The organism is Phytobacter massiliensis JC163, assembly GCF_000321045.1.
In the GTDB taxonomy this organism is placed as follows: Bacteria; Pseudomonadota; Gammaproteobacteria; order Enterobacterales; family Enterobacteriaceae; genus Phytobacter_A; species Phytobacter_A massiliensis.
This window is the reverse complement of the sequence record NZ_HE578945.1, coordinates 1,466,550-1,491,535: the sequence shown is the minus strand read 5'-3', so window position 1 is coordinate 1,491,535 and position 24,986 is coordinate 1,466,550. Positions and strand designations below refer to the sequence as shown.

General features: G+C 56.4%; 22 protein-coding genes and 2 pseudogenes. 11 read left to right on the top strand and 13 right to left on the bottom strand.

What is annotated here, in order from left to right:
- The first annotated feature begins 56 nt into the window (after positions 1-56).
- Positions 57-749, top strand: coding sequence for an amino acid ABC transporter permease (locus tag ENTHG_RS07360; RefSeq protein WP_044177423.1), 693 nt, complete (start codon positions 57-59; stop codon positions 747-749).
- On the opposite strand, the gene ENTHG_RS07355 is transcribed toward ENTHG_RS07360, so the two are convergent.
- The 3 genes and pseudogenes from ENTHG_RS07355 to ENTHG_RS07345 form a co-directional block, all read right to left on the bottom strand.
- Entirely contained in the window at positions 732-1,178 is a 447-nt protein-coding gene (locus tag ENTHG_RS07355; RefSeq protein ID WP_044177421.1) for a DUF441 domain-containing protein, read from the bottom strand. The genes ENTHG_RS07360 and ENTHG_RS07355 overlap by 18 nt on opposite strands.
- Positions 1,179-1,278: 100 nt before the next feature.
- Positions 1,279-3,318: a glycoside hydrolase family 31 protein gene (locus ENTHG_RS07350; RefSeq protein ID WP_044177419.1), complete on the bottom strand. Its 2,040-nt coding sequence runs from the start codon at positions 3,316-3,318 to the stop codon at positions 1,279-1,281.
- A 15-nt stretch (positions 3,319-3,333) separates the two neighbouring features.
- Positions 3,334-4,669: pseudogene (locus ENTHG_RS07345) on the bottom strand (glycoside-pentoside-hexuronide (GPH):cation symporter).
- Positions 4,670-4,982: 313 nt separating this feature from the next.
- On the opposite strand from ENTHG_RS07345, the gene yoaI reads away from it, so the two are divergent.
- Complete coding sequence (yoaI, locus tag ENTHG_RS26280) at positions 4,983-5,093, top strand: small membrane protein YoaI (protein WP_275404578.1); 111 nt, start codon at positions 4,983-4,985, stop codon at positions 5,091-5,093.
- A gap of 237 nt (positions 5,094-5,330) precedes the next feature.
- On the opposite strand, the pseudogene ENTHG_RS07335 reads toward yoaI, so the two are convergent.
- Together ENTHG_RS07335 and yeaG are read right to left on the bottom strand one after the other, a co-directional pair.
- A pseudogene (locus ENTHG_RS07335) lies at positions 5,331-6,613 on the bottom strand (YeaH/YhbH family protein).
- Positions 6,614-6,750: 137 nt separating this feature from the next.
- Positions 6,751-8,685 carry a protein kinase YeaG gene (gene yeaG / locus ENTHG_RS07330; RefSeq protein WP_044177414.1) on the bottom strand — a complete coding sequence of 645 codons (1,935 nt, stop codon included), beginning with the start codon at positions 8,683-8,685 and terminating at the stop codon, positions 6,751-6,753.
- Between the two features lie 431 nt (positions 8,686-9,116).
- On the opposite strand from yeaG, the gene ENTHG_RS07325 reads away from it, so the two are divergent.
- Together ENTHG_RS07325 and ENTHG_RS07320 are read left to right on the top strand one after the other, a co-directional pair.
- The gene (locus ENTHG_RS07325) at positions 9,117-9,863 is read left to right on the top strand and encodes a MipA/OmpV family protein (RefSeq protein ID WP_044177411.1); all 747 of its coding nucleotides are present in this window, start codon (positions 9,117-9,119) and stop codon (positions 9,861-9,863) included.
- Between the two features lie 91 nt (positions 9,864-9,954).
- Positions 9,955-10,812, top strand: coding sequence for an aldo/keto reductase (locus ENTHG_RS07320; RefSeq protein WP_044177409.1), 858 nt, complete (start codon positions 9,955-9,957; stop codon positions 10,810-10,812).
- Positions 10,813-10,919: 107 nt separating this feature from the next.
- On the opposite strand, the gene ENTHG_RS07315 is transcribed toward ENTHG_RS07320, so the two are convergent.
- Positions 10,920-11,804, bottom strand: a complete 885-nt coding sequence (locus tag ENTHG_RS07315) for a D-hexose-6-phosphate mutarotase (RefSeq protein ID WP_044177406.1) — start codon at positions 11,802-11,804, stop codon at positions 10,920-10,922.
- Between the two features lie 74 nt (positions 11,805-11,878).
- Entirely contained in the window at positions 11,879-12,874 is a 996-nt protein-coding gene (gapA, locus tag ENTHG_RS07310; RefSeq protein ID WP_044177403.1) for a glyceraldehyde-3-phosphate dehydrogenase, read from the bottom strand.
- A gap of 341 nt (positions 12,875-13,215) precedes the next feature.
- Between gapA and msrB the strand changes: the two genes are divergently transcribed.
- Positions 13,216-13,629: a peptide-methionine (R)-S-oxide reductase MsrB gene (gene msrB / locus ENTHG_RS07305; RefSeq protein WP_044177400.1), complete on the top strand. Its 414-nt coding sequence runs from the start codon at positions 13,216-13,218 to the stop codon at positions 13,627-13,629.
- Positions 13,630-13,670: 41 nt separating this feature from the next.
- Positions 13,671-13,949 (top strand): YeaC family protein, encoded by a 279-nt coding sequence (locus tag ENTHG_RS07300; protein WP_044177398.1) that lies wholly within the window; start codon positions 13,671-13,673, stop codon positions 13,947-13,949.
- A 57-nt stretch (positions 13,950-14,006) separates the two neighbouring features.
- On the opposite strand, the gene pncA is transcribed toward ENTHG_RS07300, so the two are convergent.
- From pncA to sppA, 3 genes are all read right to left on the bottom strand, one after another.
- Positions 14,007-14,648 carry a bifunctional nicotinamidase/pyrazinamidase gene (pncA, locus tag ENTHG_RS07295; protein ID WP_044177395.1) on the bottom strand — a complete coding sequence of 214 codons (642 nt, stop codon included), beginning with the start codon at positions 14,646-14,648 and terminating at the stop codon, positions 14,007-14,009.
- A gap of 10 nt (positions 14,649-14,658) precedes the next feature.
- Positions 14,659-15,675, bottom strand: a complete 1,017-nt coding sequence (ansA, locus tag ENTHG_RS07290) for an asparaginase (RefSeq protein ID WP_044177392.1) — start codon at positions 15,673-15,675, stop codon at positions 14,659-14,661.
- Between the two features lie 108 nt (positions 15,676-15,783).
- Positions 15,784-17,637, bottom strand: a complete 1,854-nt coding sequence (sppA, locus tag ENTHG_RS07285) for a signal peptide peptidase SppA (protein WP_044177391.1) — start codon at positions 17,635-17,637, stop codon at positions 15,784-15,786.
- Between the two features lie 162 nt (positions 17,638-17,799).
- Here sppA and ENTHG_RS07280 point away from each other — a divergent pair, with 162 nt between their 5' ends.
- The 4 genes from ENTHG_RS07280 (at position 17,800) to ENTHG_RS25580 (ending at position 21,824) form a co-directional block, all read left to right on the top strand.
- Positions 17,800-18,351, top strand: a complete 552-nt coding sequence (locus ENTHG_RS07280) for an NAD(P)H nitroreductase (protein ID WP_044177388.1) — start codon at positions 17,800-17,802, stop codon at positions 18,349-18,351.
- Between the two features lie 116 nt (positions 18,352-18,467).
- The gene (gene selD, locus ENTHG_RS07275; RefSeq protein WP_044177386.1) at positions 18,468-19,511 is read left to right on the top strand and encodes a selenide, water dikinase SelD; all 1,044 of its coding nucleotides are present in this window, start codon (positions 18,468-18,470) and stop codon (positions 19,509-19,511) included.
- 4 nt (positions 19,512-19,515) lie between these two features.
- Positions 19,516-21,441: a DNA topoisomerase III gene (locus ENTHG_RS07270; RefSeq protein ID WP_044177384.1), complete on the top strand. Its 1,926-nt coding sequence runs from the start codon at positions 19,516-19,518 to the stop codon at positions 21,439-21,441.
- 209 nt (positions 21,442-21,650) lie between these two features.
- Positions 21,651-21,824 carry a hypothetical protein gene (locus ENTHG_RS25580; protein WP_154657535.1) on the top strand — a complete coding sequence of 58 codons (174 nt, stop codon included), beginning with the start codon at positions 21,651-21,653 and terminating at the stop codon, positions 21,822-21,824.
- Positions 21,825-21,895: 71 nt separating this feature from the next.
- Here the strand turns inward: ENTHG_RS25580 and gdhA are convergent, their stop codons facing one another.
- The gene (gene gdhA, locus ENTHG_RS07265) at positions 21,896-23,239 is read right to left on the bottom strand and encodes an NADP-specific glutamate dehydrogenase (RefSeq protein ID WP_044177380.1); all 1,344 of its coding nucleotides are present in this window, start codon (positions 23,237-23,239) and stop codon (positions 21,896-21,898) included.
- Between the two features lie 231 nt (positions 23,240-23,470).
- Here gdhA and ENTHG_RS07260 point away from each other — a divergent pair, with 231 nt between their 5' ends.
- The gene (locus ENTHG_RS07260) at positions 23,471-23,755 is read left to right on the top strand and encodes a YnjH family protein (RefSeq protein ID WP_044177378.1); all 285 of its coding nucleotides are present in this window, start codon (positions 23,471-23,473) and stop codon (positions 23,753-23,755) included.
- Here ENTHG_RS07260 and ENTHG_RS07255 read toward each other — a convergent pair.
- On the bottom strand, positions 23,721-24,131 hold the full coding sequence (locus tag ENTHG_RS07255; protein WP_044177375.1) for a pyrimidine (deoxy)nucleoside triphosphate diphosphatase: 411 nt from the start codon (positions 24,129-24,131) through the stop codon (positions 23,721-23,723). The genes ENTHG_RS07260 and ENTHG_RS07255 overlap by 35 nt on opposite strands.
- A 4-nt stretch (positions 24,132-24,135) precedes the next feature.
- The gene (gene xthA / locus ENTHG_RS07250) at positions 24,136-24,945 is read right to left on the bottom strand and encodes an exodeoxyribonuclease III (protein WP_044177372.1); all 810 of its coding nucleotides are present in this window, start codon (positions 24,943-24,945) and stop codon (positions 24,136-24,138) included.
- Positions 24,946-24,986 lie beyond the last annotated feature (41 nt).

The following is a 24,986-nucleotide window of genomic DNA, read 5'->3' as shown; positions in this document are numbered from 1 at the left end:
CCTGCTGTTTAACCTCCCGCGCGGATGGCGGGCCATGACGCGCAAGGAGATGAAACGTGCTCGCTAACATTACGGTGATTACCGACAACCTTGATTACCTGCTGGTGGGGCGCGCCGCGCAGGGCGAGCCGGGCGGGGTGCTGCTTTCGCTGCTGATGACCGTTGGCGCCGGGCTGCTGGCTTTTCCCGGCGGCATCCTGCTCGCCTGTTGCGCCTGGCGTTTTCCCGGCTGGCCGCGCCGGGTACTGTTTATCTGGGCGGAGCTGATTCGTGGTATTCCACTGATTTTTGTCATCTTCTGGCTATGGTTCTTACTGCCGTGGCTGACCGGGAGTAATTTGCCCGGCGCGGTGACGGTCACTCTGGCGCTGGCCTGGTTTACCTCCGCGTCGGTGATGTACTCGACGCTGGCGGCGCTGAATGCCTTACCCAGCGGGCAGTACGAGGCGGCGTTGAGCAGCGGTTTTAGCAGTGCTGGCATTCTGCGCCTGGTGCTGCTGCCCCAGGCGCTGCGCAACGCGATTCCGTCTTATATCGGGCTGCTCATCGCGCTGTTAAAAGACACGTCGCTGGCTTTTATCGTCAACGTACCGGAGCTGACAACCGTTGCCGGTCAGGTAAATAACCGGGTACAGGTCTATCCGGCCGCGCTGTTTATTTTTACCGGTCTGGTTTATTACCTGCTGTGCAGCCTGCTTGAACTGGCGGTAAAACGCTGGCAGCGCCGCCCGCTACTGCCTGCCAATTAGCAGCGAAACAAGGCCCGCCGCGATCAGTGGCCCTACCGGCACGCCGCGGAACAGGGCCACACCCAGCACCGTTCCCACCAGCAGCCCGGCGACCAGCGAGGGCTGTGAACTCATTAGCGTCACCCCCCGCCCGCCAAGCCAGGAGACAAAGACCCCGACGGCGATGGCGACCAGCGATTTCCAGTTCAGAAAAGAGCTAATCAGCGTCGATGGGGGCAGTGTGCCGCTGGCGATAGGGGCCATGACGCCAATGGTCAGGATGACGATGCCGACGGTTAGCCCCTGTTTTTCCACCCAGGGGAAATAACTGTTGAGCGGGGTGATCCTGACGATAATCAGCACCATAACGGCAACGGCGACGGTGGTGTTGTGGCTGATAAAGCTGAGCGCCACCAGACCCAGAAGGATAAAAAGCGTGGTATCAAACATGGAGTTCGTTTCGTTCCTTGCTAAAAAAAGATAAGCCTGCTTACTTTACGCGGATGCGCGCAAGGAAGCAGGCTTTTTATAACGAAACGTGCTGTAGCGGTTAGCGGTTTACCAGCAGGGAGACCAGCGGGCTATCCTCGCGCACGAAGACCGGAATAGTGTCCAGCCCCGCGTCGACGGTTACCTTCTGCTGGCCCTGATAGCGTTCGCCGTTAAGCGCGATCCAGCCATGGTCGCCCGGCAGCCAGACCGTGCGCTGGCGCTCGCCTGCGTGCAGCACCGGCGCTATGAGCAGGTCATCGCCGAACAGATACTGATCCTCCACCTGCCAGCTCTGAGGCTCGTCAGGGTAGCGCCAGAACAGCGGGCGCATCAACGGATCGCCGTGGCGGTGGGCATTGTCAAACAGGGCATCGACATAAGGGCGCAGTTTTTCGCGCACGCCCAGCCAGTGCTGCATAATGGCATAGTTCTCTTCGCCGTAGCTCCACAGCTCATTGGGTGAGCCGCTGTTGCACTGGGGAATGCCGTTGCGATAGCTTTCCGGCGGCTGGATCTGCGGTTCGCGGTAACCATGCATACGCAGCACCGGGCAGAAGACCGCCCACTGGAACCAGCGAATCAATAATTCGTGGAACGCCGGATCGTTGACGTTGCCGCCCTGAAAACCGCCGATGTCGGTAGTCCACCACGGAATGCCTGCCAGCCCCATATTCAGCCCGGCCGCCAGCTGGTTGCGAAACGCGTGGAAGGAGGAGTGAACATCCCCGGACCAGGCCAGCACGCCAAAGCGCTGGCTGCCCGCCCACGAGCAGCGCACCAGGTTGATAATATCTTCCTCCCCGCAGGCCGCTAAGCCCTCGTAGAAGCCCTGGGCGAAATCACGCGGATACTGGTTGCCGACTTCCAGCACCGGCCCTGCGTGGTAGCGATAGTTATCAAAATCGTAGGCCCGGTACTCCGGCTCTGCCTCATCGAGCCAGAACAGTTTGATGCCCAGATCGTAGTAGTTTTTCTTTACCGTCTCCCAGACAAACGCCCGCGCCTGCGGATGGGTGGCGTCGAAAAAGGTGGTGTTGCCCATAAAGTCGAGGTTGACCTGCACCCCGCGATCGCTGGTGACCAGCAGCCCTTTCGCTTTCATCACCGGAAAGAGCGGGCTACGGGCTTCCACCGTTGGCCAGACGGAAACCATCAGCTCAATGCCTAAGGATTTCAGCTCGTCTACCATCGTTTTCGGATCGGGCCAGTCCACCGGGTCGAAGCACCAGGTGCCCTGGTTTGGCCAGTGAAAGAAGTCGATGACCATCACCGACAGCGGCAGATGGCGGCGGCGGTATTCACGCGCCACCTCCAGCACCTCCTGCTGGGTGCGGTAGCGCAGTTTGCACTGCCAGAGCCCGCTGGTGAACGCCGGGGCAGGGGGCGGCGTGCCGGTGGCCCTGGCGTACTGCCGGGTTAACGCCGGTACGCTATCGGCGGCGGTTATCCAGTAGTCCATCTCCTGGGTAACGCGGGCAAGCCAGGTGGTCTGGTTTTTAGCGAAACTGGCTTCGCCAATCGCCGGGTTGTTCCACAGCAGGCCATAGCCCAGGCTTGACTGCATAAAGGGCACGCTGGCCTGCGAGTTTCGCTGCGCCAGTTCCAGCGCGCAGCCCTTCAGATCCAGCCAGGGCTGCTGGTACTGGCCCATGCCGTAGATATGCTCGTCGGGGCGGGATTCAAACCGTACCGTAAGCTGATACTTGCCGCCTGGCAGGGGGCGGAATTCGCGGCCATCAAGCTTTAACGCGCTGACATATTTGTCCTGGCTTTTTTCGCTGGCGCCGATGCCGACCGTGGAGCGCTGTCGCCACATCTCTTCAAGCAGCAGCTCCCCGCGCTGGTTGTAGAAAGCCAGCTGCCCTTTCAGGTTGAGCACGGCGGTAATGTTGCCGTTGCGCAGTGTCAGCTGCTCTGCACCGGCGGTGATGTGCGGCGTGCTGGCAGGGGCAGGAAGCAGGGCATGCAGGGTATCGTTAAAGGCCGGAGCACAGGTCGCGCGAACGCGCAGGCTGTGCTCGCCCCAGGGTTCGATACGCAGGATCTGACGCTCAAAACGCCATTCGATACTGTCAGAGTGTTGAATCAGTTCGCTCATGAATATGCGTCCTTTTTATGCGAGATTTTGACGGGCAAGATTGATGGATTTCATGGTGTTGTCGTCGAGTTTGTACCAGCGCAGAGCGGCGAAAGAGAGCAGCGAAAGCACGCCCGGTACGACGGTGAACAGCGCCACAATGCAGTACATGGCCGTGGAGGTCTGGTGCGGCGCGTTGGCGACATAGCCGCTGAGGCCGAGCGTCCAGCCGACAATTGCGCCGCTGATGGCCATCCCCAGTTTCAGCACCGCCAGGAAGGTTGAGAAGATAACGCCGTCCATGCGCTTGCCCTGCAGCCATTCGCCGTAGTCGGCAACGTCAGCCATCATCACCCACATCAGGGTCGTGGTCGCCTGGTAGAAGGTGGAGATGATAAAGGTGAGGGGAACCAGTACGTAGACCGATTTGGGCGCGAAAAAGAGGGCGATGCTCAACACCCCAACCAGCACGCAGCAGTAGCCGAACATCTGCACTTTGCTGTAGTTACGCGTCAGCCGTTTCGCCAGCGCGCTGCCCGCCGCTTTACCCAGAATATGCGCCCCGAGCATCCACATAAAATAGCTGGCGCTGCCCAGATAATAGGTCACGAAATACATCATTGCGCCAAGACGAATAACCCCAAAGCCGATATTCGTGACCACCAGCGCAGCCACGACCCGCCACTGATCGTTACGTAACAGATCGCGCAGTTCGGCAAGATAATTATTGTGGGTTGCGGGTGCGTTAATTCGCTCGCGGGTCCAGGCGAAACAGAGCCAGAACATAATTACCGTGGCGCTGGCCATAATCGCCATCGCCCAGCGGTAGCCCATTAATTTATCTTCCCCACCCAGATATTGCGCCAGCGGCATCATTAAGAATGTCGACATTGCGCCGCCCAGCGTAGCGAGGAAAAACCGGTAAGACTGTAATGAAATACGGTCTTCGTTATTCGGTGTAATCACCGCGCCCATCGAGCAGTAGGGAATATTAATGGCGGTGTACATCAGCATCATAAAGGTATAGCTAATGGTGGCGAAGACCATCTTGCCAGTCAGGGTGAGGGATTCCGGCACGGCGTAAGTCAGCAGGCAGCTTGCGCCGAAAGGCAGGGCGAGCCACAGCATCCACGGGCGAAATTTGCCCCAGCGGCTTTTGGTGCGGTCGGCGAGATAGCCCATTGCCGGGTCGATAATCGCATCCGCCGTGCGCGCCAGTAGAAACATGGTGCCGACAAAACGCCGCCGGAAGCCCTACTACGTCGGTGTAATAGAAGGTAAGGAAAATAATGACGTTATCCAGCCCGACATGGCTGGCCATATCGCCCAGACCATAACCGATTTTTTCTTTACGAGCGATCGTAAAATTCATGGTATTCACCTGGAAGTGTAAGGTTATTTTTTCGTGAAGGTGTGAATATCATGGTGTGTTAATTACCGCTTCTTAACAATTACGAGATCTGGCAACGGATTTATGGAAACTGCTTTTCGTGATACCGGTAACAAATTAATGATAATCCACCGCAAAATAGTATTTTGCCGCTGGCGAAAGGAAAAATAGCTGACATTTCATTATGAAACGTTTCAGCGGGCGCATTTTTTCGGTAGCGCCGCCAGACGTCATCAAATCGTCATGCAGCCAGGGTAACAGTGATATTAATCGGGCAAAAAACAGGCGACTGAAAATGAACGATCCTATGTTTACCGAGGCGGTAATTATTTTTAGCGGGCTGCTGGCGGTGATGGCAATTCTGGTCATTTCGGTATTGTCGCTGGAAAAATCGGGCTGGCGCTAGCGCGGTGAGCGGGCCTATAAAAAAGCCGCCCCGAGGACGGGACGGCTTAAGGTAGCATAACATTACTGTTTTAATGTGTACTGTTAAAAAACCGCGTTCAAAAGTACAAGCGGAAAGTCGAGTTTATTCGTGAACTACTATGGCATGATTCTTCTGCGCCAAGAGGCGGAATAGCTGCATTTTTGTACCGTAATTTGCCGCTTTGAGGAGGGCCAGCGCGGTGCGCTGGCCAGGGGATTAACTGCCGGACGTAGCGTTTTGCTTGTGGAACAGCTCGCGAAACACCGGGTAGATATCTTCCTGATCGCGGATATGCTGAATGGCGAAATTATCGAACAGGGTCTGTAAGTGTTCATACTCGCGCCACAGCGTCTGGTGGGCGCGGCGGGTTATTTCGATATAGCTGTAATAACGCACCACCGGCAGGATTTTCTTCGCCAGGATCTCGTGGCACAGCGGCGAGTCATCCGCCCAGTTATCGCCATCGGAGGCCTGCGCGGCGTAGATATTCCACTGCGCCGGGTCGTAGCGCTCCTTCACCACCTCATCCATCAGTTTCAGGGCGCTGGAAACAATGGTGCCGCCGGTCTCCTGCGAGTAGAAGAACTCATGCTCATCCACCTCTTTCGCCTGCGTATGATGGCGGATATAGACCACTTCAACGTTCTTATAAGTTCGGCTCAGGAAGAGATAGAGCAGAATATAGAAGCGCTTAGCCATATCCTTCGTGGCCTGGTCCATCGAGCCGGAGACGTCCATCAGGCAGAACATCACCGCCTGGCTTGATGGCTCCGGGCGTTTTTCATAGTTTTTGTAGCGTAGATCGAAGGTGTCGATAAACGGCACCCGCTCTATCTTCGCGCGCAGTTCGGCAATCTCTTTGCGCAGGCGCTCCTCTTCCAGCAGCTGTGCTGGTTCGCTTCTGGCGACGCTCGCCAGGCTGCTCTCCAGCTCCCGCAGTTCGCGGCGCTTGCCTGCGGTCATGGCGGTGCGCCGGGCGAGTGAGTTCTGCAGCGACCGCACGACGCTGATGTTAGCGGGAACGCCGTTGGCGGTGTACCCGGCGCGGTGGGTTTTGAATTCGTTGAGCTGGCGCTGCTGATCTTTTTCAGGTTCGGTAGCGCCAGGTCTTCAAAGAGCAGATCAAGGTACTCGTCTTTGGAGATCTGGAAGACAAACTCATCCTGCCCCTCGCCATCGGCGCTGGCCTGCCCCTGACCGCTTCCGCCGCCGCCACCGCCGCCCTGCGGGCGCTCGATGCGGTCGTTCTGCACGAAATGGTCATTACCAGGGTGTACCCGGTGGCGCAGGCCGCCGCGTCCCTGGTGGAAAATCGGTTCACTGATATCTTCGTTTGGAATAGAGACGGATTCTCCTGTCTCTACATCGGTGACCGAGCGCTTATTAATGGCCTCGGAAATGGACTGCTTTATCTGCGATTTATAACGACGCAAAAAGCGCTGGCGGTTAACCGTGCTCTTATTTTTGCCGTTAAGGCGTCGGTCTATGAACCAGGTCATATGCCCCCCGTACTGCATTTGCCAACTTACGCTTTACCCTTCATGGTGTTCCGGCGTCGGCTTGATACACCCTGAGTGATGTTGCGTACAGACGAACTATTGGCCCGGTAAGCGCAGGCGCCACCGGGCAATTGTTATTATGACGATTTACGTACGCGCAAATACCATTCGCACAGTAAACGCACCTGTTTACGGGTATAGCCTTTCTCCATCATGCGGTCGACAAAATCGTCGTGCTTTTTCTGCTCGTCGGTTGAGGTCTTGGCGTTGAAGGAGATAACCGGCAGCAGCTCCTCGGTATTGGAGAACATTTTCTTCTCAATCACCGTGCGCAGTTTTTCATAGCTGGTCCAGTTCGGATTACGGCCATTATTATTGGCCCGCGCGCGCAGCACGAAGTTGACTATCTCATTACGGAAGTCCTTCGGATTGCTGATCCCGGCGGGCTTCTCGATTTTTTCCAGCTCTGCGTTCAGAGACTCGCGGTCAAACAGCTGCCCGGTATCCGGATCACGATACTCCTGATCCTGAATCCAGAAGTCAGCATAGGTAACGTAGCGGTCAAAAATGTTCTGCCCGTACTCGGAGTAAGATTCGAGATAGGCGGTCTGGATCTCTTTGCCGATAAACTCGGCGTATTTCGGGATCAGATAACCTTTCAGGAACTCCAGGTAGCGCTCTGCCTGCTCCTGCGGGAACTGCTCGCGCTCGATCTGCTGCTCCAGCACGTAGAAGAGGTGCACCGGGTTAGCGGCAACTTCCGCATGGTCAAAGTTAAAGACACGCGAGAGGATCTTAAAGGCAAAGCGCGTTGACAGCCCGTTCATGCCTTCGTCTACCCCGGCGTAGTCACGATACTCCTGGTACGACTTCGCTTTCGGGTCGGTATCTTTCAGGCTTTCACCGTCATAAACGCGCATTTTTGAATAGACGCTGGAGTTTTCCGGCTCTTTCAGGCGCGAGAGAATGGAGAATCGCGCCAGCGTCTCCAGTGTTCCCGGCGCGCAGGGGGCGTGGGAGAGTTCACTGTGGTTAAGCAGCTTCTCGTAAATTCTGATCTCTTCCGAAATACGCAGGCAGTAAGGCACCTTGACGATATAAACACGGTCAAGAAACGCCTCGTTGTTTTTGTTGTTGCGGAAAGTGACCCATTCCGATTCGTTCGAGTGGGCAAGGATGATGCCGTTAAACGGCAGGGCGGAAATACCTTCCGTACCGTTATAGTTCCCCTCCTGCGTGGCGGTCAGCAGCGGGTGCAGTACCTTGATAGGGGCTTTGAACATCTCGACGAATTCCATAATCCCCTGGTTGGCGCGGCACAGCGCGCCGGAGTAGCCATAGGCATCGGGATCGTTCTGGGCGTGGTTCTCCAGCTTACGGATATCTACTTTACCCACCAGCGCCGAAATATCCTGGTTGTTCTCGTCCCCAGGCTCGGTTTTGGCGATCGCTATCTGTTCCAGTATCGACGGCCAGACTTTCACCACGCGGAATTTACTGATATCGCCGCCGAAGTCGTGCAGCCTTTTTGCAGCCCACGGCGACATAATCGTACCGAGGTAACGGCGCGGTACGCCGTACTCTTTTTCCAGAATCTGCGCGTCTTCCTGCGGGTTGAACAGGCAGAGCGGGTGATCGTTAACCGGGCTACGCTCGCCGTTGGCGCTTAACACATAAATAGGCACACGCTGCATTAACGCTTTCAGGCGTTCGGCGAGTGAGGATTTACCGCCGCCTACCGGGCCGAGCAAATAGAGGATCTGTTTCTTCTCTTCAAGCCCCTGAGCGGCGTGCTTGAGATAGGAGACAATTTGCTCGATAGCCTCTTCCATACCATAGAACTCTTCAAACGCCGGGTAACGTGCGATGACCCGGTTCGAAAAGAGACGGGAAAGCCGTGGCTCCTGGGCAGTATCCACCATCACTGGCTCACCGATGGCCGTCAATAGCCGCTCTGCCGCGTTAGCATAGGCACTGCGATCCTGCCGACAAATAGCAAGGAACTCCTGCAGTGTGAACTCTTCGTCCTTGGCAGCTTCATAACGCTGGCGATAGTGATCGAATATATTCATGGCATGCCGTCCTTTCGTTTTTTAGCACAGGTAAAGAGCCGTTCATATGAATAGTAGAGGCTCCCGGAAGCGTTAACTGAACGACGCTAAGTGTCACGCAGCAACCCTTGTGCCAGGTTGCATGTTAATAACAGCAGGCGGGTTCGGTAAAATATCTTCTTAAATACAGCGTAGATCGCAATTGCAAAACTTGCCTGTTGAGCAAAATTAATTTCAATGACTTATCAATAACTCATCCATTAATGCTCGCTTTTGTGATAAGCCTTGCAGTGTGAAAAAATGCAGGCTTAACAAATCCGCAAGCAGCTTGTCATATAAAAGCCGCATGGTAGGGAGTTCGATTTGTATTGGTTAAGTAAAAATATTTGGGATGATTGTCAGAGCCAGTTAAACTTCTTTCGCCGATCACTGACTACAGGAACTCAAGGACTGTGACCAAATTCAAAATCCTGACACTGGGCGCACTTGTTGCCGCTTCTTCTTTTGCGGTAAATGCGGAAAGCAACTTCTCCCTGGGTGCGGGCGTGGGCGTTGCCGAATCGCCTTATAAAGATTACGATCGTGACGTTGTTCCCATTCCGGTTATCTCCTGGGAGAGCGACAACTTCTGGTTCCACGGACTGGGGGGTGGTTATTATCTGTGGAATGATGATACCGATAAGCTCTCTATCGCCGCGTTCTATAACCCGATGCAGTTCAAACCGGGCGACAGCGACGATCGCCAACTGCGCGAGCTGGACAAACGTAAGTCCACGATGATGGCGGGGCTGAGCTACGTGCATAACACCCCTTATGGTTTCCTGCGGACTACGCTTGCGGGCGATACGCTGGATAACAGCAACGGGGTTATCTGGGATCTGGGCTGGCTCTACCGCTACAACGCCGGAGCGCTGACCGTGACGCCTGGTATTGGCGTTGAATGGAACAGCGATAACCAGAACGAATACTACTACGGTGTTTCCCGCTCAGAAGCCCGTCGCAGCGGTCTTGACAGCTACGATCCGGAAGACAGCTGGAACCCGTACCTGGAGCTGACCGCAAGCTACAGCCTTACCGACAACCTTAGCGTTTACGGTACCGGTCGCTACACCCATCTCTCCGATGAAATTAAAGACAGCCCGATGGTGGATAAGTCCTGGGCGGGCATCTTCTCTACCGGGGTAACCTGGCGTTTCTGATTGTGCTAATCACTAGTGCAATCTGTGCATTAAAACAGGGCCTTTGGCCCTGTTTTGCTTTACGGTGGTGCGTTTAACCAAGGAGGAATCAATGACTGATAAAAATGTTTGTTTTGCAGGTGAGATAGCGCTGCCTGCAATTGGTCAGGGAACCTGGTATATGGGGGAAAACGACAGGCAGCGGCAGAAAGAAGTGGATGCGCTGCGGGCGGGCATCGAAGCCGGACTTACGCTTATTGATACCGCAGAAATGTATGCCGATGGCGGCGCGGAAGAGGTCGTCGGCGAGGCGCTGCGCGGCGGCCTGCGGGACAAAGTCTATCTGGTCTCTAAAGTTTACCCCTGGAACGCGGGGGGGAAAAAGGCCATTGCCGCCTGTGAAGCGAGCCTGCGCCGGCTGAATACCGATTATCTGGATCTTTACCTGCTGCACTGGCGCGGTAATTACTCTCTGGCCGAAACCGTTGAGGTGATGGAGACCTTAGTGCAGCAGGGTAAAATCCGCCGCTGGGGCGTCTCTAACCTTGATTACGGCGATATGCAGGAGCTGTGGCGGGTGCAGGGCGGCCAGGCCTGCGTCACCGATCAGGTGCTTTACCATCTCGGCTCGCGCGGCATCGAATATGACTTACTGCCCTGGTGTCAGCAGCAGGGAATGCCGGTGATGGCCTACTGCCCGCTGGCGCAGGCCGGGCGGCTACGCGATGGCCTGCTCAATCACAGCGCGGTGGCGCATATCGCCCGGGCGCACAATGCCACCGCCGCACAAATCCTGCTGGCCTGGGTTATCAGCCATCAGGGCGTTATGGCCATTCCGAAGGCGGCGAGCGTGGCTCATGTTGAGGAAAATGCGGCGGCGTTGAAGATTGTGCTCAGCGCGGCAGATCTGGCGCGGCTGGACGATGCCTTTCCTGCACCGGGGCGCAAGACGCCACTGGATATGGTGTAACACACCGTCTGGCGTGGGGATACCCGGATGCGGCGCGTCTGCGCCTTATCCAGGCTACACGTGAAGCGCTGCGGGGATATGGCAGCGCCGCATCCGGGCAAACCCAATCAGCGTTTAGCCACGCGAATGGTCTGCGCCAGGCGGGACGGCTTGTCGTCACTGGCTTTCTGCGGAGCGGTCGCACAGGCGGACTCCACGCAAACAAAGGTCTTATAGCCATCGTCCGGCATATCCGTCATGCTGGCGGAGAGCGCCGGACCCGGGTTCCACGCCACGACGTTGCTATGATGGTGATGGATAACCTCAATAGCGCGGTTCAGCGCGGCATCATGGATAACGCTACAGGCTTCCGGATTCAGATAGACGCGGTCGGTACGGTCCGGGAAGGTCTGGACGCCGTCCTTCAGCGCATCTTCCTGCGCATTGTTCACTTTATCAATGAAACGGTCGCCGAGGCCGCTCACTTTCACCGCGCTGATATCGCCAACGTTGAAATAGGTGTGCAGGGCAGAGGTGGTTTCAAAGTCGCCGTGCGCTTCCAGCTCGATCTCACAGGTTTTACCCAGCTTATAACGGGCATAGAGCGTGAAGTCATGCGGCCAGTACTGGCGCGACGCGTCGCTGCTCTGCAGTTCGAAGGTCAGCACTACGCCGCTTTCGTCTTCGTTGTGCCCCTGCAGCGTCCACGGCAGATTACGCGCGAAACCGTGAGCAGGCAGGCCCTGCTGCTGCGCCGGGCCAAACCACGGCCAGCAAATCGGTACGCCGCCACGCAGCGCTACGCCATTTTTGAACGGCGTGGTGTCGCTCAGCCACAGAACTTCTTCTTCACCCTGCGGTTTCCAGGAGAGCAGGTGAGCGCCCTGCAGGGCAAAGGAGGCCTTCACCTGCGGATGGTCAATGACAATCACGTCCAGTTCATCGAGCTGGCGGCGGGAGATAGCAGGGGTGATGTTTTCGATTACGGGAAGTGCAAAAATTTTATTAATCATTACGCAATCCTTGTTAATCAGGCAAAAAAAAGAGCGACCGAAGTCGCTCTTACAGATTACTGTCTCATCTCAACTTATTTGGAGATGTGGGCAATCAGGTCCAGAACTTTGTTGGAGTAGCCAGTTTCGTTGTCGTACCAGGAAACCAGTTTCACAAAGTTGTCGTTCAGTGCGATACCCGCTTTAGCATCGAACACGGAAGTGCAAACTTCGCCGTTGAAATCGGTAGATACAACGTCGTCTTCGGTGTAACCCAGAACGCCTTTCATCGGGCCTTCGGAAGCAGCTTTAACGGCAGCTTTGATCTGCTCGTAAGTTGCCGCTTTTTCCAGACGAACGGTCAGGTCAACAACGGATACGTTCGGAGTCGGAACGCGGAATGCCATACCGGTCAGTTTGCCGTTCAGTTCCGGCAGTACTTTACCTACAGCTTTAGCAGCACCGGTAGAGGACGGGATGATGTTCTGGGATGCGCCGCGGCCGCCGCGCCAGTCTTTATGAGACGGGCCGTCAACGGTTTTCTGAGTAGCGGTGGTCGCGTGAACGGTGGTCATCAGACCTTCGATGATGCCGAAGTTGTCGTTGATAACTTTCGCCAGCGGTGCCAGGCAGTTAGTGGTGCAGGATGCGTTGGAAACGATATCCTGGCCTGCGTATGCTTCGAAGTTAGCACCACGTACGAACATCGGGGTGTTGTCTTTGGAAGGACCAGTCAGAACAACTTTTTTCGCGCCGGCAGTGATGTGTTTACGCGCGGTTTCGTCGGTCAGGAAGATACCGGTTGCTTCGGCAACAACGTCAACGCCGATTTCGTTCCACTTCAGGTTAGCCGGATCTTTTTCAGCAGTAACACGGATGGTTTTGCCGTTAACAACCAGATGGCCATCTTTCACTTCTACGGTGCCGTTGAAACGACCGTGAGTGGAGTCATATTTCAGCATGTACGCCATGTATTCAGCGTCTAACAGATCGTTGATACCAACGATTTCGATGTCAGAACGTTCCTGAGCAGCACGGAAAACAATGCGACCGATACGGCCAAAACCGTTGATACCTACTTTGATAGTCATATATTCCACCAGCTATTTGTTAGTGAATAAAAGGTTGGCTGTAAAATTACAAAAACCTTACGCAGCGTCAAGCGGAATCGTGTCAATCATTGCGACAAATCAATTCTCCGCATAACCTTTGTTCGACTGACTCGCCTCACTCTTCCTATGAGCATGCTCCCCATATGGGGACGCCGCCCAAAATTCTAAAGGTCGCGTAGGATAAAAATGTGATTGATGTCACAATTACCTGCCGCTGTTTTCGCAGCTAGTAAGTTTAGATCAAAAGTTATCACTTCATTGTTAATGTTTTGTTAGAATCGAATGAAAATGTACGGGTTTTTATTGCGAGATGTGAGCATATGACGATGAAACCTTCCCAGGACGATCTGAAACAAAATCTGACAGAAATGCAGTTCTACGTGACGCAAAATCACGGCACGGAGCCGCCTTTCACTGGCAAACTTTTGCATAACAAACGCGAAGGGGTCTACCACTGCCTGGTCTGCGATGCGGCGCTGTTCCATTCGCAAACCAAGTATGATTCCGGCTGCGGCTGGCCGAGCTTTTTTGAGCCGGTAAGCGAAGAGTCTATCCGCTATCTGAATGACTACTCGCACGGCATGCAGCGCGTTGAAATTCGCTGCGGCAACTGCGATGCTCACCTGGGGCATGTTTTTCCGGATGGACCACAGCCTACCGGTGAGCGCTACTGCGTCAATTCCGCCTCGCTAAGCTTTACCGATGAGGAAAACGGCGACACAACTCAGGGTTGAAAAATCGATTCAGCTTTTTATTCCACAGGAGCCGGGTAACGATGAATATTGAACAGGTTCTTAACAGCATGACGCCGGAGATCTACCAGCGGCTGCTCACAGCGGTTGAGACGGGAAAATGGCCGGATGGCGTGGCGCTGACCCCGGAGCAAAAAGAGAACAGCCTGCAGCTGGTGATGCTGTGGCAGGCGCGCCATAACACTGACGCCCAGCATATGACCATCGATACCCAGGGGCAGATGGTGATGAAGAGTAAGCAGCAGCTGAAAGAGGATTTTGGCATTGCGCCAAAACCGATCGCGACGCTGAAAATGCATTAATTCGCACATGCCGCGCAGGATAAGCCGGGAAGGGCGAAAGCCTTCCCGGTACAGATATTACCCCTGCGTTTCCTGCCAGTCGGCCAGCGTATAGAGCGTGGCGCCCGCTGCCGCCATCTCCATAAAGGCCTGAGCGCTGTCCTGAGGCTGGACGTTAACGCCGCGGCAGCCGTCGGTAATGACATTGACGGTATACCCCAACTGTAGCGCGTCCAGCACGGTGAACTTCACGCAATAGTCGGTGGCCAGGCCCATCACGATCAGCTCAACAATATCCCGCTGGCGTAGCCAGGCTTCCAACCCGGTTTTCTGCCGGTGGCCGTTGTCGAAAAAGGCGCTGTAGCTGTCAATCGCCGGGTTTTCCCCTTTGCGGATCGTCGCCTGTACGGCTGCGCGGTTAAGCAGAGGATGGAGCTGCGCGCCCTCGCTCTCCTGTACGCAATGGTCCGGCCAGAAGGTTTGCGGCAGACCGTCCAGCTCACCCTGGGTAAAGGGTTCAACGTTGTGCTGACTGGCGAAACTGCCGTGATGAGCCGGGTGCCAGTCCTGGGTCGCCAGCACCGCTTCGCCGCGGGCCTCGCACCAGTCGATCAGAGTATTTGCCACATCAACCGTGCTGTCGCCTTCGTAAACGGCCAGCGCGCCGCCCGCGCAGAAATCATTTTGTAGATCGACCAACAGTAGAGCGCGTTGTTTCATGGTGTTCTCCTTAGTCATCCGGCGTCAGTTCGCCGCGCAGATTCTGCATCATGGCCTGACGTATGGCGTCGGCATCCAGATCCTGGCTCAGCAAATAGTGAAGTTTAGTCAGGGTGGCCTCGACCGTCATATCCGCGCCGCCAATCACGCCAGCGTGCGCCAGCGCGTTACCCGTGGCGTAACCGCCCATGTTTACCTTACCGGACATACACTGCGTCAGGTTAACCACCACGATGCCGCGCTCGCTGGCCTGCTGAAGTTCTTTGAGAAACTCGCCGTTCTGCGGCGCGTTACCCACACCATAAGAGCGCAAAATCAGCGCCTTCACCGGCTGGCGTAGAAAGTTTCTGACTACATCTGCTGAAATACCCGGATAAATCGTCACCACGCCAATGGGCTGCGGAGTAATGGGGTGAACGATAAGCTCACCCACGCTCAGTGGCGCAGGCGGCGTCGCCAGCCGGCGGATGTGGATGCCCGCTTCCAGCAGCGGCGGAAGGTTAGGGGAAGCAAACGCATTGAAACCGTCGGCGTGGGCTTTCGTGGTGCGGTTACCCCGATAGAGGCGGTTATTAAAGAACAGCGTCACTTCGTTAATGGGGAAATTCGCCGCCACGTATAACGCATTCAGCAGGTTGATTTGCCCGTCAGAGCGCAGCTCCGCCAGCGGAATTTGTGACCCTGTCACAATGACCGGTTTGCCGAGATGCTCAAGCATAAACGACAGGGCAGAAGCGGTGTACGCCATGGTGTCGGTGCCGTGCAGAATGACGAAGCCGTCGTAATCGTCATAGTGGGCTTTGATATCGTCGGCGATATGCTGCCAGTCCTGCGGCGTCATATCCGAGGAGTCCATCAGCGGCGCGTATTCGTGAATCGTGAAGGCGGGCATTTCGGGGCGATGGAACTCCGGCATCAGCGCCAGCTGGCGCTGCAGATGACCGGATACGGGGATGTAGCCATGTTCGGAGCGCTGCATGCCAATGGTGCCGCCCGTATAGGCAACGTAGATCGATTTCTTTTGCATGAGATAACAGGTATGAAAACTGAGTGGGGGGAGTATATACGCAGTGAATGAATGATGCAGCGAAAGTAAAAGGCGGAGGCCGCACAGCGGCCCCCGCGATAAGCATGTTTAACGGATATTGGCGCAGGTCAGGCAAAACGCATAACGGTTCTGCGGGTCGTTAAACGCCGCCAGCTTGTCCGTTTCTGTTTTGACCTGCTGGGCAGCGCTGGCCAGCGGCGCGGGCAGCATAGCCTGCAGCGCCTGCGGCAGCATGGCGCGCACCGAGCCCGACATACTGTCTACCACACGGTCAAAGAAAGAAGGCTCACTCTGATACCAGTCTACGTGCCACTGTTTCAGTTTTGCCAGCTCCGCCGCCTTTTTCACCGCGTCGTCGAAATCACCGAGTCCGTCAACCAGCCCGTTCGCTTTTGCGTCCTGCCCCGTCCAGACGTGACCCTGGGCAATTTTATCCACCTGCTCCGGCGTGCTCTTGCGCGCGTCGGCGACCAGGGTGATAAAGCGCTTATAGCCGTTTTCAATGCTGAGCTGCATCATTTGCTGCACCTCAGGCGGCAGCGCCTTCGTCACGGAAACATCCGCCAGCGGCGAGGTTGCAACGCCGTCGGTATGCACGCCGATGCTGTCGAGGCTGTTTTCAACGGTATTGATAACGCCGAAGATGCCAATTGAGCCGGTGAGGGTGCTGGGGTTGGCGACGATATAGTTCGCCGGTGTGGAGATCCAGTAGCCGCCGGAGGCCGCCATCCCGCCCATGGAAACCACTACCGGTTTACCCGCGGCTTTCGCAGCGGCAAGCTCGGCGCGGATCACCTCGGAGGCGCTGACGCTACCCCCAGGGCTGTTTACCCGCAGGACAATGGCTTTGACTTTCGGGTCCAGGCGCGCATCACGAATTTGCGACGCGGTGGTATCGCCGCCCACGTTCCCCGGCGTCTCTTCACCATCCATAATCGCGCCATTAGCAACCACCGCCGCAACCGCGTCACCCTGATCCACCGGCTTTTTGAGCTGATAGTCGTAGTAGCTGATGGCGCGGAAGTTTTTGTCTTTATCGCTCCAGCCAAACTGTTTGGTCAGCGCTTTTTCAGCGTCTGCGCTGGTGCCCAGCTCATCCACCAGCTTGTTATCCAGCGCGTATTTCGCCGTGTCGCCGCCGGTTTTACGCAGCCCGTCCAGTACCCCCTGCGCGCCCGGGAAGATTTGCTGGGCGGTAAGCTGGCGGTTAGCCGCTACGGTGTTGAGATAGTTCTGCCACAGTTCGCCTACCCAGCGGCTGTCCGCCTCACGCGCGGCAGGAGACATATCATCGCGGATAAACGGCTCGACGGCGGATTTATAGGTGCCGACGCGGAACACGTGGGTGCTGACTTTCAGCTTATCCAGCAGGGATTTGTAGTACAGCCCGTTGGTGGCGAAACCGTGCAAATCCACCACGCCCTGCGGCGACAGCCAGATTTTGTTGGCGAAGCTCGCCAGATAATACTGGCCCTGGCTGTAGTTATCGCCCACCGCATAAACCGGTTTGCCGCTGTCGCGGAACTCGCGCAGCGCCTTGCCGATATATTGCATGGAGGGCTGATCGGCCCCGGCGAAGTTTTTCAGATCCAGCACGATGCCGGTGATATTACGATCGTCCTTCGCCTGACGAATCGTATCAACGATATCGAACAGCGAATTCTCCTGTAGCCTGTCAGAACTGGCGCCAAAGAGTTGCCGCCCCAGCGTGCCAAGCCGGTTGCTGGCGGAAGGTTTATCCACCACCACGCCGGTAATATCCATCAGCAGCGCGCCGCGACCGGCCTGTTCCGCTTTACTGTCATCAAGCTGCATCCAGATGCCAACCACCACCAGCAGCAGAAAGATAAAGAAAATGTTGAGCACCAGATTGCGGATAAAATTCAGCAATCGCCATGTCCACTTAAAAAAACCGGCAATAATACGCCAAAGGGTTCGCATGTATTCTCCCTGATTAGTAACGTTTACCGCTGACCCGAGCGGCAAGTGTGGTTATCCTAATTACCCGCGTTCCCGTTGTCAGCAGGAATCGCTGGCGGCGCTGTAACAAATTCTACGCACGTGTTAATTTTAGGAACAAATTTCACAACAGGAGTTTAACTAATGGATGCACTTGAACTGCTCGTCAACCGCCGCAGCGCGTCCCGTTTGGCAGAACCGGCACCGACAGGCGAACAACTGGAAAACATTATCCGTGCGGGAATGCGCGCGCCGGATCACGGTACGCTGCAGCCCTGGCAGTTTTTTATTATTGAAGGCGAAGGGCGCGAACGTTTCAGCCAGACCCTGACCGAAGGCGCGGTTCAGGCAGGCTTCGATGAAAAAGCCATTGAAAAGGCCCGCACCTCGCCGTTTCGCGCGCCGATGATCATTGCCGTGGTGGCGAAATGCCAGCAGCACCATAAAGTGCCGCAGTGGGAGCAGCTGCTCTCTGCCGGCTGCGCGGTGATGGCGATGCAGATGGCGGCGCTGGCGCAGGGTTTTAACGGTATCTGGCGCAGCGGCCCGCTGACCGACAGCGACGTGGTTCGCCAGGCGCTCGGCTGCGGCGAGCTGGATAAAATCGTCGGCTTTTTATATCTCGGCACCCCACAGCTGAAGACGTCTACCACCATTAGCACCCCCGATACCGCCCCCTTTGTCCGTTACTTCTGACACAAGATGAGCAATTTGTCTGGATTGTGAGCGAATCGCCGCAATTCAGACACTCTCGCTTATCAGATAACGCGTTGAGCGTTACCATAGCCGCAATGACCAGACAGGAGATGTTCATGAACGAACAAGGTATTCGTCTCACGCAATACAGCCATGGAGCCGGTTGCGGTTGTAAAATTTCCCCTAAAGTGCTCGATACCATTCTGCACAGCGAGCAGGCAAAGTTTTTCGATCCGAACCTGCTGGTGGGTAACGAAACCCGCGACGATGCAGCGGTGTACGATCTTGGCGACGGCACCTCGGTAATCAGCACCACCGACTTTTTTATGCCGATTGTCGATAACCCTTACGATTTTGGCCGTATTGCCGCGACCAACGCCATCAGCGATATTTTCGCCATGGGCGGCAAACCGATTATGGCCATCGCTATCCTCGGCTGGCCGGTAAACACCCTGGCGCCGGAGATCGCCCGCGAGGTGGTGGAGGGGGGGCGACATGCCTGTAAAATCGCCGGGATCGCGCTGGCGGGCGGGCACTCAATTGACTCCCCGGAGCCTATTTTTGGCCTTGCGGTGACCGGCGTCGTTCCTACCGAGCGTATTAAGAAAAACAGCACCGCCCGCGCGGGCAGCAGGCTCTTTCTGACCAAACCGCTTGGCATTGGCGTACTGACGACCGCGCTGAAAAAATCGCTGCTTAAACCGGAGCATCAGGGGCTGGCCACCGAAGTCATGTGCCAGATGAACCTTGCCGGGGCTGCGTTTTCCCGTATTGACGGCGTGCAGGCGATGACCGATGTCACCGGTTTCGGCCTGCTGGGGCATTTAAGCGAAATGTGCCAGGGCGCAGGTGTACAGGCGCAGATCTGCTACGAAGATGTGCCAAAACTGCCGGGTGTAGAGGAGTATATCGTCCAGGGCGCAGTGCCGGGCGGAACCCAGCGTAATTTCGCCAGCTACGGTCACTTGATGGGCGATATGCCTGACACCGTGCGCGATCTGCTTTGCGATCCGCAAACCTCCGGCGGCCTGCTGCTGGCGGTCGCGCCAGAGGCCGAGGGCGATGTCTACGCCGCCGCCGCAGAGTGCGGCGTAACCCTTTCGGCAATAGGCGAACTGGTGCCGGCCCGCGCAGGTCGCCCGATGATCGAGATCCGTTAAGCCCATGCGGTTGTTTATTGCCGAAAAGCCAAGCCTGGGCCGTGCCATTGCTGATGTGCTGCCAAAGCCGCATCGCAAAGGCGACGGCTATATTGAGTGTGGCAACGGGCAGGTGGTGACCTGGTGTATCGGCCACCTTCTGGAGCAGGCGCAGCCGGACGTTTACGACAGCCGCTACGCCCGCTGGAACCTTGCGGATCTGCCCATCGTCCCGGAAAAGTGGCGTTTGCAGCCGCGCCCCTCCGTCACCAAACAGATCAATGTGATCAAGCGATTACTGGCGCAGGCGACAGAAGTGGTTCACGCGGGCGACCCCGATCGTGAAGGGCAACTGCTGGTTGATGAGGTGCTGGACTATCTGGAACTCCCCGCGCCCAAGCGCCAGCAGGTGCAGCGCTGCCTGATTAACGACCTGAACCCGCAGGCGGTGGAGCGGGCGATTTCACGTCTTCGCGCCAACAGCGAGTTTGTTCCGCTGTGCGTGTCCGCACTGGCCCGCGCTCGCGCCGACTGGCTCTACGGCATCAATATGACCCGGGCCTATACCCTTTTAGGGCGCAATGCGGGCTATCAGGGGGTGCTCTCCGTCGGCCGGGTACAGACGCCGGTGCTGGGGCTGGTGGTCCGGCGTGATGAAGAGATCGAAAACTTCGTGGCGAAGGACTTCTTCGAGGTGAAGGCGCATATCGTGACCCCCGCCGGGGAGCGCTTTACCGCGCTCTGGCAGCCGAGCGAGGCCTGCGAACCTTATCAGGACGAAGAGGGGCGTTTGCTGCATCGGCCGCTGGCTGAGCATGTCGTCAACCGTATCGCCGGGCAGCCTGCGCTGGTCACCAGCTACAACGATAAGCGGGAGTCCGAGTCCGCTCCGCTGCCGTTTTCACTTTCCGCGTTACAGATTGAAGCGGCAAAACGCTTTGGCCTGAGCGCGCAGAACGTGCTGGATATTTGCCAGAAGCTTTATGAAACCCATAAGCTCATTACCTACCCGCGCTCCGACTGTCGTTATCTGCCGGAGGAGCACTATGCCGGGCGGCACGCGGTGATGAATGCCATTGGCGTGCACGCGACAGGGCTACTGCCCCAGCCGGTGGTCAACCCGGATTTGCGCAACCGCTGCTGGGACGATAAAAAGGTGGACGCGCACCATGCCATTATTCCTACCGCGCGGGCGTCAAAAGTGAATCTCAGCGAGGGCGAAGCCAATGTCTATAGCCTTATCGCCCGCCAGTATCTGATGCAGTTCTGCCCGGATGCGGTATTTCGTAAATGTCAGATCGATCTGGATATCGCCAACGGCAAATTTGTCGCCAAAGCGCGCTTTCTGGCGGAGGCGGGCTGGCGCACCCTGCTGGGGGCGAAAGAGCGTGATGAAGAGAACGACGGCACGCCGCTGCCGGTGGTGGCTCAAGGCGACGAGCTGCTCTGCGAAAAGGGCGAGGTGGTAGAGCGGCAAACCCAGCCGCCGCGTCATTTTACCGACGCAACGCTGCTCTCGGCGATGACCGGCATCGCCCGTTTCGTGCAGGATAAAGAGCTGAAAAAAATCCTCCGCGCCACGGACGGGCTGGGCACCGAAGCTACCCGGGCGGGGATTATCGAGCTGCTGTTTAAGCGTGGTTTCCTCAATAAAAAGGGGCGCTATATTCTCTCCACCGAGGCCGGTCGGGCGCTGATACATTCGCTGCCGGAGATGGCCGCAAGGCCGGATATGACGGCGCACTGGGAATCCGTACTGACGCAGATAAGCGAGAAACAGTGCCGCTACCAGGATTTTATGCAGCCGCTGGTCGGCACGCTTCACGATCTTATTCAGCAGGCGCGTTCGACGCCAGTGCAGCGCTTTCGCGGTATCGTTGCGCCAGGCGGCGCGAAAAAGAGCGCGGGCAAAAAACGCCCCGCCAGTAAACGCCGCCCGGATGCGCAATAAAATGTAGACCGGGTAAGCGTCCGCGCACCCGGGATATTCCCCGAAGCGGCGTTGCCTTATCCGGTCTTCCACCCCCGCGTTCCGTGTTTTTGCCCAAAGATGGCATAAATTTGCCCAATTCCTTAAGCAGGATGAAAGTGTCGTCTTCCTGTCACAGCAAAATGGGATTATTATGCGCGCGAAGTCAGACCCGTTAGCAGGACAAAAACATGAACGAGTATAAAACCACAGAAACCCATACAGTCTCTACTCCCGCCCCTTTGCGCAACACCCAGCAGGATCGCAGCCAGATGATGTTTAACGATCTTACCGCCAAAGAGCAGATCGCGATTATCCTCAAGCGACACCGCGAGATCGTTTCGTCATTAGTGAAAAGCATCTGAAAAAGCAGTGAGAAGAAAAGCAAGGTGAGAATTGATAAGCCGGGCCAGCATTTATGCGCCCGGCTTAAGGATTAAATCAGCCCCTGGCCTATCATCGCATCAGCCACTTTCACGAAGCCCGCGATATTCGCGCCGCGGACATAGTTGGTCTGTTTCCCTTCGCCGCCGTACGCCACGCAGGCATGGTGGATATCCAGCATAATGTGGTGCAGACGCGTATCAACTTTCTCTGCTTTCCAGCCCATACGTGCGGCGTTCTGCGCCATTTCGAGGCCTGATGTCGCCACACCGCCCGCGTTCGCCGCTTTGCCCGGCGCGAACAGCACGCCTGCTTCCAGGAACAGATCGGTGGCGGCGATGGTAGTCGGCATGTTTGCCCCTTCCGCGACCGCTTTCACGCCGTTGGCGATAAGCGTACGCGCTGCCTCTACGTCCAGTTCGTTCTGGGTAGCGCACGGCAGGGCAATGTCTACCGGCACGGACCACGGCTGCTGGCCTTCCAGATATTGCAGGCCAAACTCACGGGCATAATCCGCCACGCGGCCATGGCTGCGCTCTTTAATGTCGATCAGGCGCGCCAGTTTTTCTTTGGTGAAACCGGCTTCGTCCACCACGGTACCGTTTGAGTCGGAGGCGGTGATGACCCGCGCGCCAAGCTCCATCGCTTTCTCAATGGCGTACTGCGCCACGTTGCCCGAACCAGAAACCGATACGCGAGCGCCTTCGAAGCCGTGACCGTGGCGTTTGAGCATCGCTTCGGTGAAATAGACCAGACCATAGCCGGTTGCTTCCGGGCGGATCAGGCTGCCGCCGAAGGAGAGCCCTTTGCCGGTAAAGACGCAGGCGTTGCTGTTGGAGAGTTTTTTCATCATACCGGCCATAAAGCCGACTTCGCGCCCGCCCACGCCGATATCGCCCGCAGGCACATCGGTATCCGGGCCAAGGTGACGATACAGCTCGGTCATCAGCGACTGGCAGAAGCGCATCACTTCGCCATCGCTTTTACCTTTCGGATCGAAATCGCTGCCGCCTTTGCCGCCGCCCATAGGCAGGGTGGTCAGGGCATTTTTAAAGGTCTGTTCGAAGCCGAGGAATTTCAGGATGGATAAGTTCACGGAAGGGTGGAAGCGCATTCCGCCTTTATAAGGGCCGATGGCGGAGCTGAACTGGACACGCCATGCGCGGTTAACCTGCACCTGGTTTTTATCATCGACCCAGACTACGCGAAACTGAATAACGCGCTCCGGCTCAACCAGACGTTCCAGCAGGGAGAGCTGACGGTAGCGTGGGTTCTGTTCGAGGAAAGGCCACAGCGTGGTCATGACTTCACGAACGGCCTGAGCAAATTCGGGCTGGTGCGGATCGCGCTTTTGAACGTGGGAAAGGAACGATTCAAGAGAGCATGTCTGTTCCATAGAATAAGAGCCTCTTATGTTGGATGTTGTAAGTTCTGATTGTTGTGTATGCAAAATGCAGCGGTTTTTGACTATAACATTCACCGCATGGCGCAAAGCAAGTAAAAATAGTAAAGCGATGGCAAATTAATAATTTGCGAAAAGTCATAATAAAAAGCGATGATGAGAGACAATGTTTTTGATTGATAATTGTCCGTTATGGCAGGTTGGTTATTTATGCGGAAAATAAATATGTTGAAGCATGCAATAGTACTGGTGGCAGGGGCGTTGGCGCTGGTCTCCGTCGGCGCTCACGCCGAGCGGCATCCGGCCCCGGATGTGGAGGTCAATGTGCCCGCCGAAGTGTTTAGCGCCGGCGGGCAGAGTTCGCAGCCGTGTAACCAGTGCTGCATTTATCAGGACCAGAATTATTCAGAAGGGGCGGTCATCAAAGCCGAAGGGGTGCTGCTCCAGTGCCAGCGGGACGATCGCACGCTCTCGACTAATCCGCTGGTCTGGCGGCGCGTAAAGCCATAAAGGCGGCGAGTAACGGGATATCCGCTGGAGCCAGCGGCCAGTTGGTCGCGTCCTCCGGCAGGCACCACACCAGTGCGGCGTGATGTTGCCGGGTAAGCTGGCCGCTAAATTCCGCTACGTGCCAGGCGTGCAAATGAATAAGCCTGCCTGAGACCTCCCGCTGGTGGCTGGCAATGTAGCCGCCGGGCGTTGCTTCAATGCCCAGCTCTTCGCGCAGCTCGCGCACCAGCGCCTGTGTTTGCGTCTCGCCCGCTTCTACTTTACCGCCGGCAAACTCCCACAGCCCGGGCTGGTCGCCCTTTTCCGGGCGCTGCGCCAGTAAAATCTTTCCGTCGCGTTCAATAATCGCGGCGACCACGTCAATCACGTTACCCATATTGTCAGTCGAGCTTAAAGGTGGCCCAGACCGGCGCATGATCCGACGGTTTTTCCATGCCGCGGATCTCATAATCAATACCGGTTTCAACGCAGCGTTGCGCCAGCGGGCCGCTTGCCAGCAAAAGATCGATACGCAGGCCGCGATTATCATCGAAGCCTCTGGAACGATAATCAAACCATGAGAAGCGTTCATTGTTATCCGGGTTAGCGGCCCGCCAGGTATCCACCAGGCCCCAGTTGAGCAGGCGACCCATCCACTCGCGTTCTTCCGGCAGGAAGGAGCACTTGCCGGTGCGCAGCCAGCGCTTGCGGTTCTCTTCGCCAATCCCGATGTCTAAGTCCGTGGGGCTGATATTCATATCACCCATTATCAGCACCGGGCTCTCTTTCTTGACGTCGTTATCCAGGAAGTTTTGCAGGTTCTGATAAAACTTCTCTTTAGCCGGAAACTTGACCGGGTGGTCGCGGCTCTCTCCCTGCGGAAAATAACCATTAATCACCGTAATATTGCCCAGTGAAGAGGGGATCTCCGCCATGATGATTCGCCGCTGCGCCTCTTCGCCGTCATCCGGAAAGCCGCGACGAACGGAAACCGGGGTCTCTTTGGTTAACAGCGCAACGCCGTAGTGCCCCTTCTGACCATGATAAAAGACGTTGTAGCCCAGCTTCGCGACCTCTTCGAGAGGAAACATATCGTCATGGACTTTCGTCTCCTGCAGGCCGATCACATCAGGCTGGTGCTGCTCGACAATCGCTGACAGTTGGTGAGGGCGGGCACGAAGGCCGTTGATATTAAAAGAGACAAATTTCATGGTTGCCGCCAGGGTGCTATGGAAATGTGGCTGGGATGTTA

Excerpts from the sequence above, each read along its gene's own strand:
- xthA (WP_044177372.1), bottom strand. The coding sequence starts at position 24,945 with ATGAAATTTGTCTCTTTTAATATCAACGGCCTTCGTGCCCGCCCTCAC.
- gapA (WP_044177403.1), bottom strand. The coding sequence starts at position 12,874 with ATGACTATCAAAGTAGGTATCAACGGTTTTGGCCGTATCGGTCGCATT.
- ENTHG_RS07355 (WP_044177421.1), bottom strand. The coding sequence starts at position 1,178 with ATGTTTGATACCACGCTTTTTATCCTTCTGGGTCTGGTGGCGCTCAGC.
- ENTHG_RS07255 (WP_044177375.1), bottom strand. The coding sequence starts at position 24,131 with ATGGGTAACGTGATTGACGTGGTCGCCGCGATTATTGAACGCGACGGA.
- ENTHG_RS07280 (WP_044177388.1), top strand. The coding sequence starts at position 17,800 with ATGGATGCACTTGAACTGCTCGTCAACCGCCGCAGCGCGTCCCGTTTG.
- gdhA (WP_044177380.1), bottom strand. The coding sequence starts at position 23,239 with ATGGAACAGACATGCTCTCTTGAATCGTTCCTTTCCCACGTTCAAAAG.
- ENTHG_RS07350 (WP_044177419.1), bottom strand. The coding sequence starts at position 3,318 with ATGAGCGAACTGATTCAACACTCTGACAGTATCGAATGGCGTTTTGAG.
- ENTHG_RS25580 (WP_154657535.1), top strand. The coding sequence starts at position 21,651 with ATGAACGAGTATAAAACCACAGAAACCCATACAGTCTCTACTCCCGCC.
- sppA (WP_044177391.1), bottom strand. The coding sequence starts at position 17,637 with ATGCGAACCCTTTGGCGTATTATTGCCGGTTTTTTTAAGTGGACATGG.
- pncA (WP_044177395.1), bottom strand. The coding sequence starts at position 14,648 with ATGAAACAACGCGCTCTACTGTTGGTCGATCTACAAAATGATTTCTGC.
- ENTHG_RS07260 (WP_044177378.1), top strand. The coding sequence starts at position 23,471 with ATGTTGAAGCATGCAATAGTACTGGTGGCAGGGGCGTTGGCGCTGGTC.
- ENTHG_RS07315 (WP_044177406.1), bottom strand. The coding sequence starts at position 11,804 with ATGATTAATAAAATTTTTGCACTTCCCGTAATCGAAAACATCACCCCT.
- selD (WP_044177386.1), top strand. The coding sequence starts at position 18,468 with ATGAACGAACAAGGTATTCGTCTCACGCAATACAGCCATGGAGCCGGT.
- yeaG (WP_044177414.1), bottom strand. The coding sequence starts at position 8,685 with ATGAATATATTCGATCACTATCGCCAGCGTTATGAAGCTGCCAAGGAC.
- msrB (WP_044177400.1), top strand. The coding sequence starts at position 13,216 with ATGACGATGAAACCTTCCCAGGACGATCTGAAACAAAATCTGACAGAA.
- ENTHG_RS07320 (WP_044177409.1), top strand. The coding sequence starts at position 9,955 with ATGACTGATAAAAATGTTTGTTTTGCAGGTGAGATAGCGCTGCCTGCA.
- ENTHG_RS07300 (WP_044177398.1), top strand. The coding sequence starts at position 13,671 with ATGAATATTGAACAGGTTCTTAACAGCATGACGCCGGAGATCTACCAG.
- ansA (WP_044177392.1), bottom strand. The coding sequence starts at position 15,675 with ATGCAAAAGAAATCGATCTACGTTGCCTATACGGGCGGCACCATTGGC.
- yoaI (WP_275404578.1), top strand. The coding sequence starts at position 4,983 with ATGAACGATCCTATGTTTACCGAGGCGGTAATTATTTTTAGCGGGCTG.
- ENTHG_RS07270 (WP_044177384.1), top strand. The coding sequence starts at position 19,516 with ATGCGGTTGTTTATTGCCGAAAAGCCAAGCCTGGGCCGTGCCATTGCT.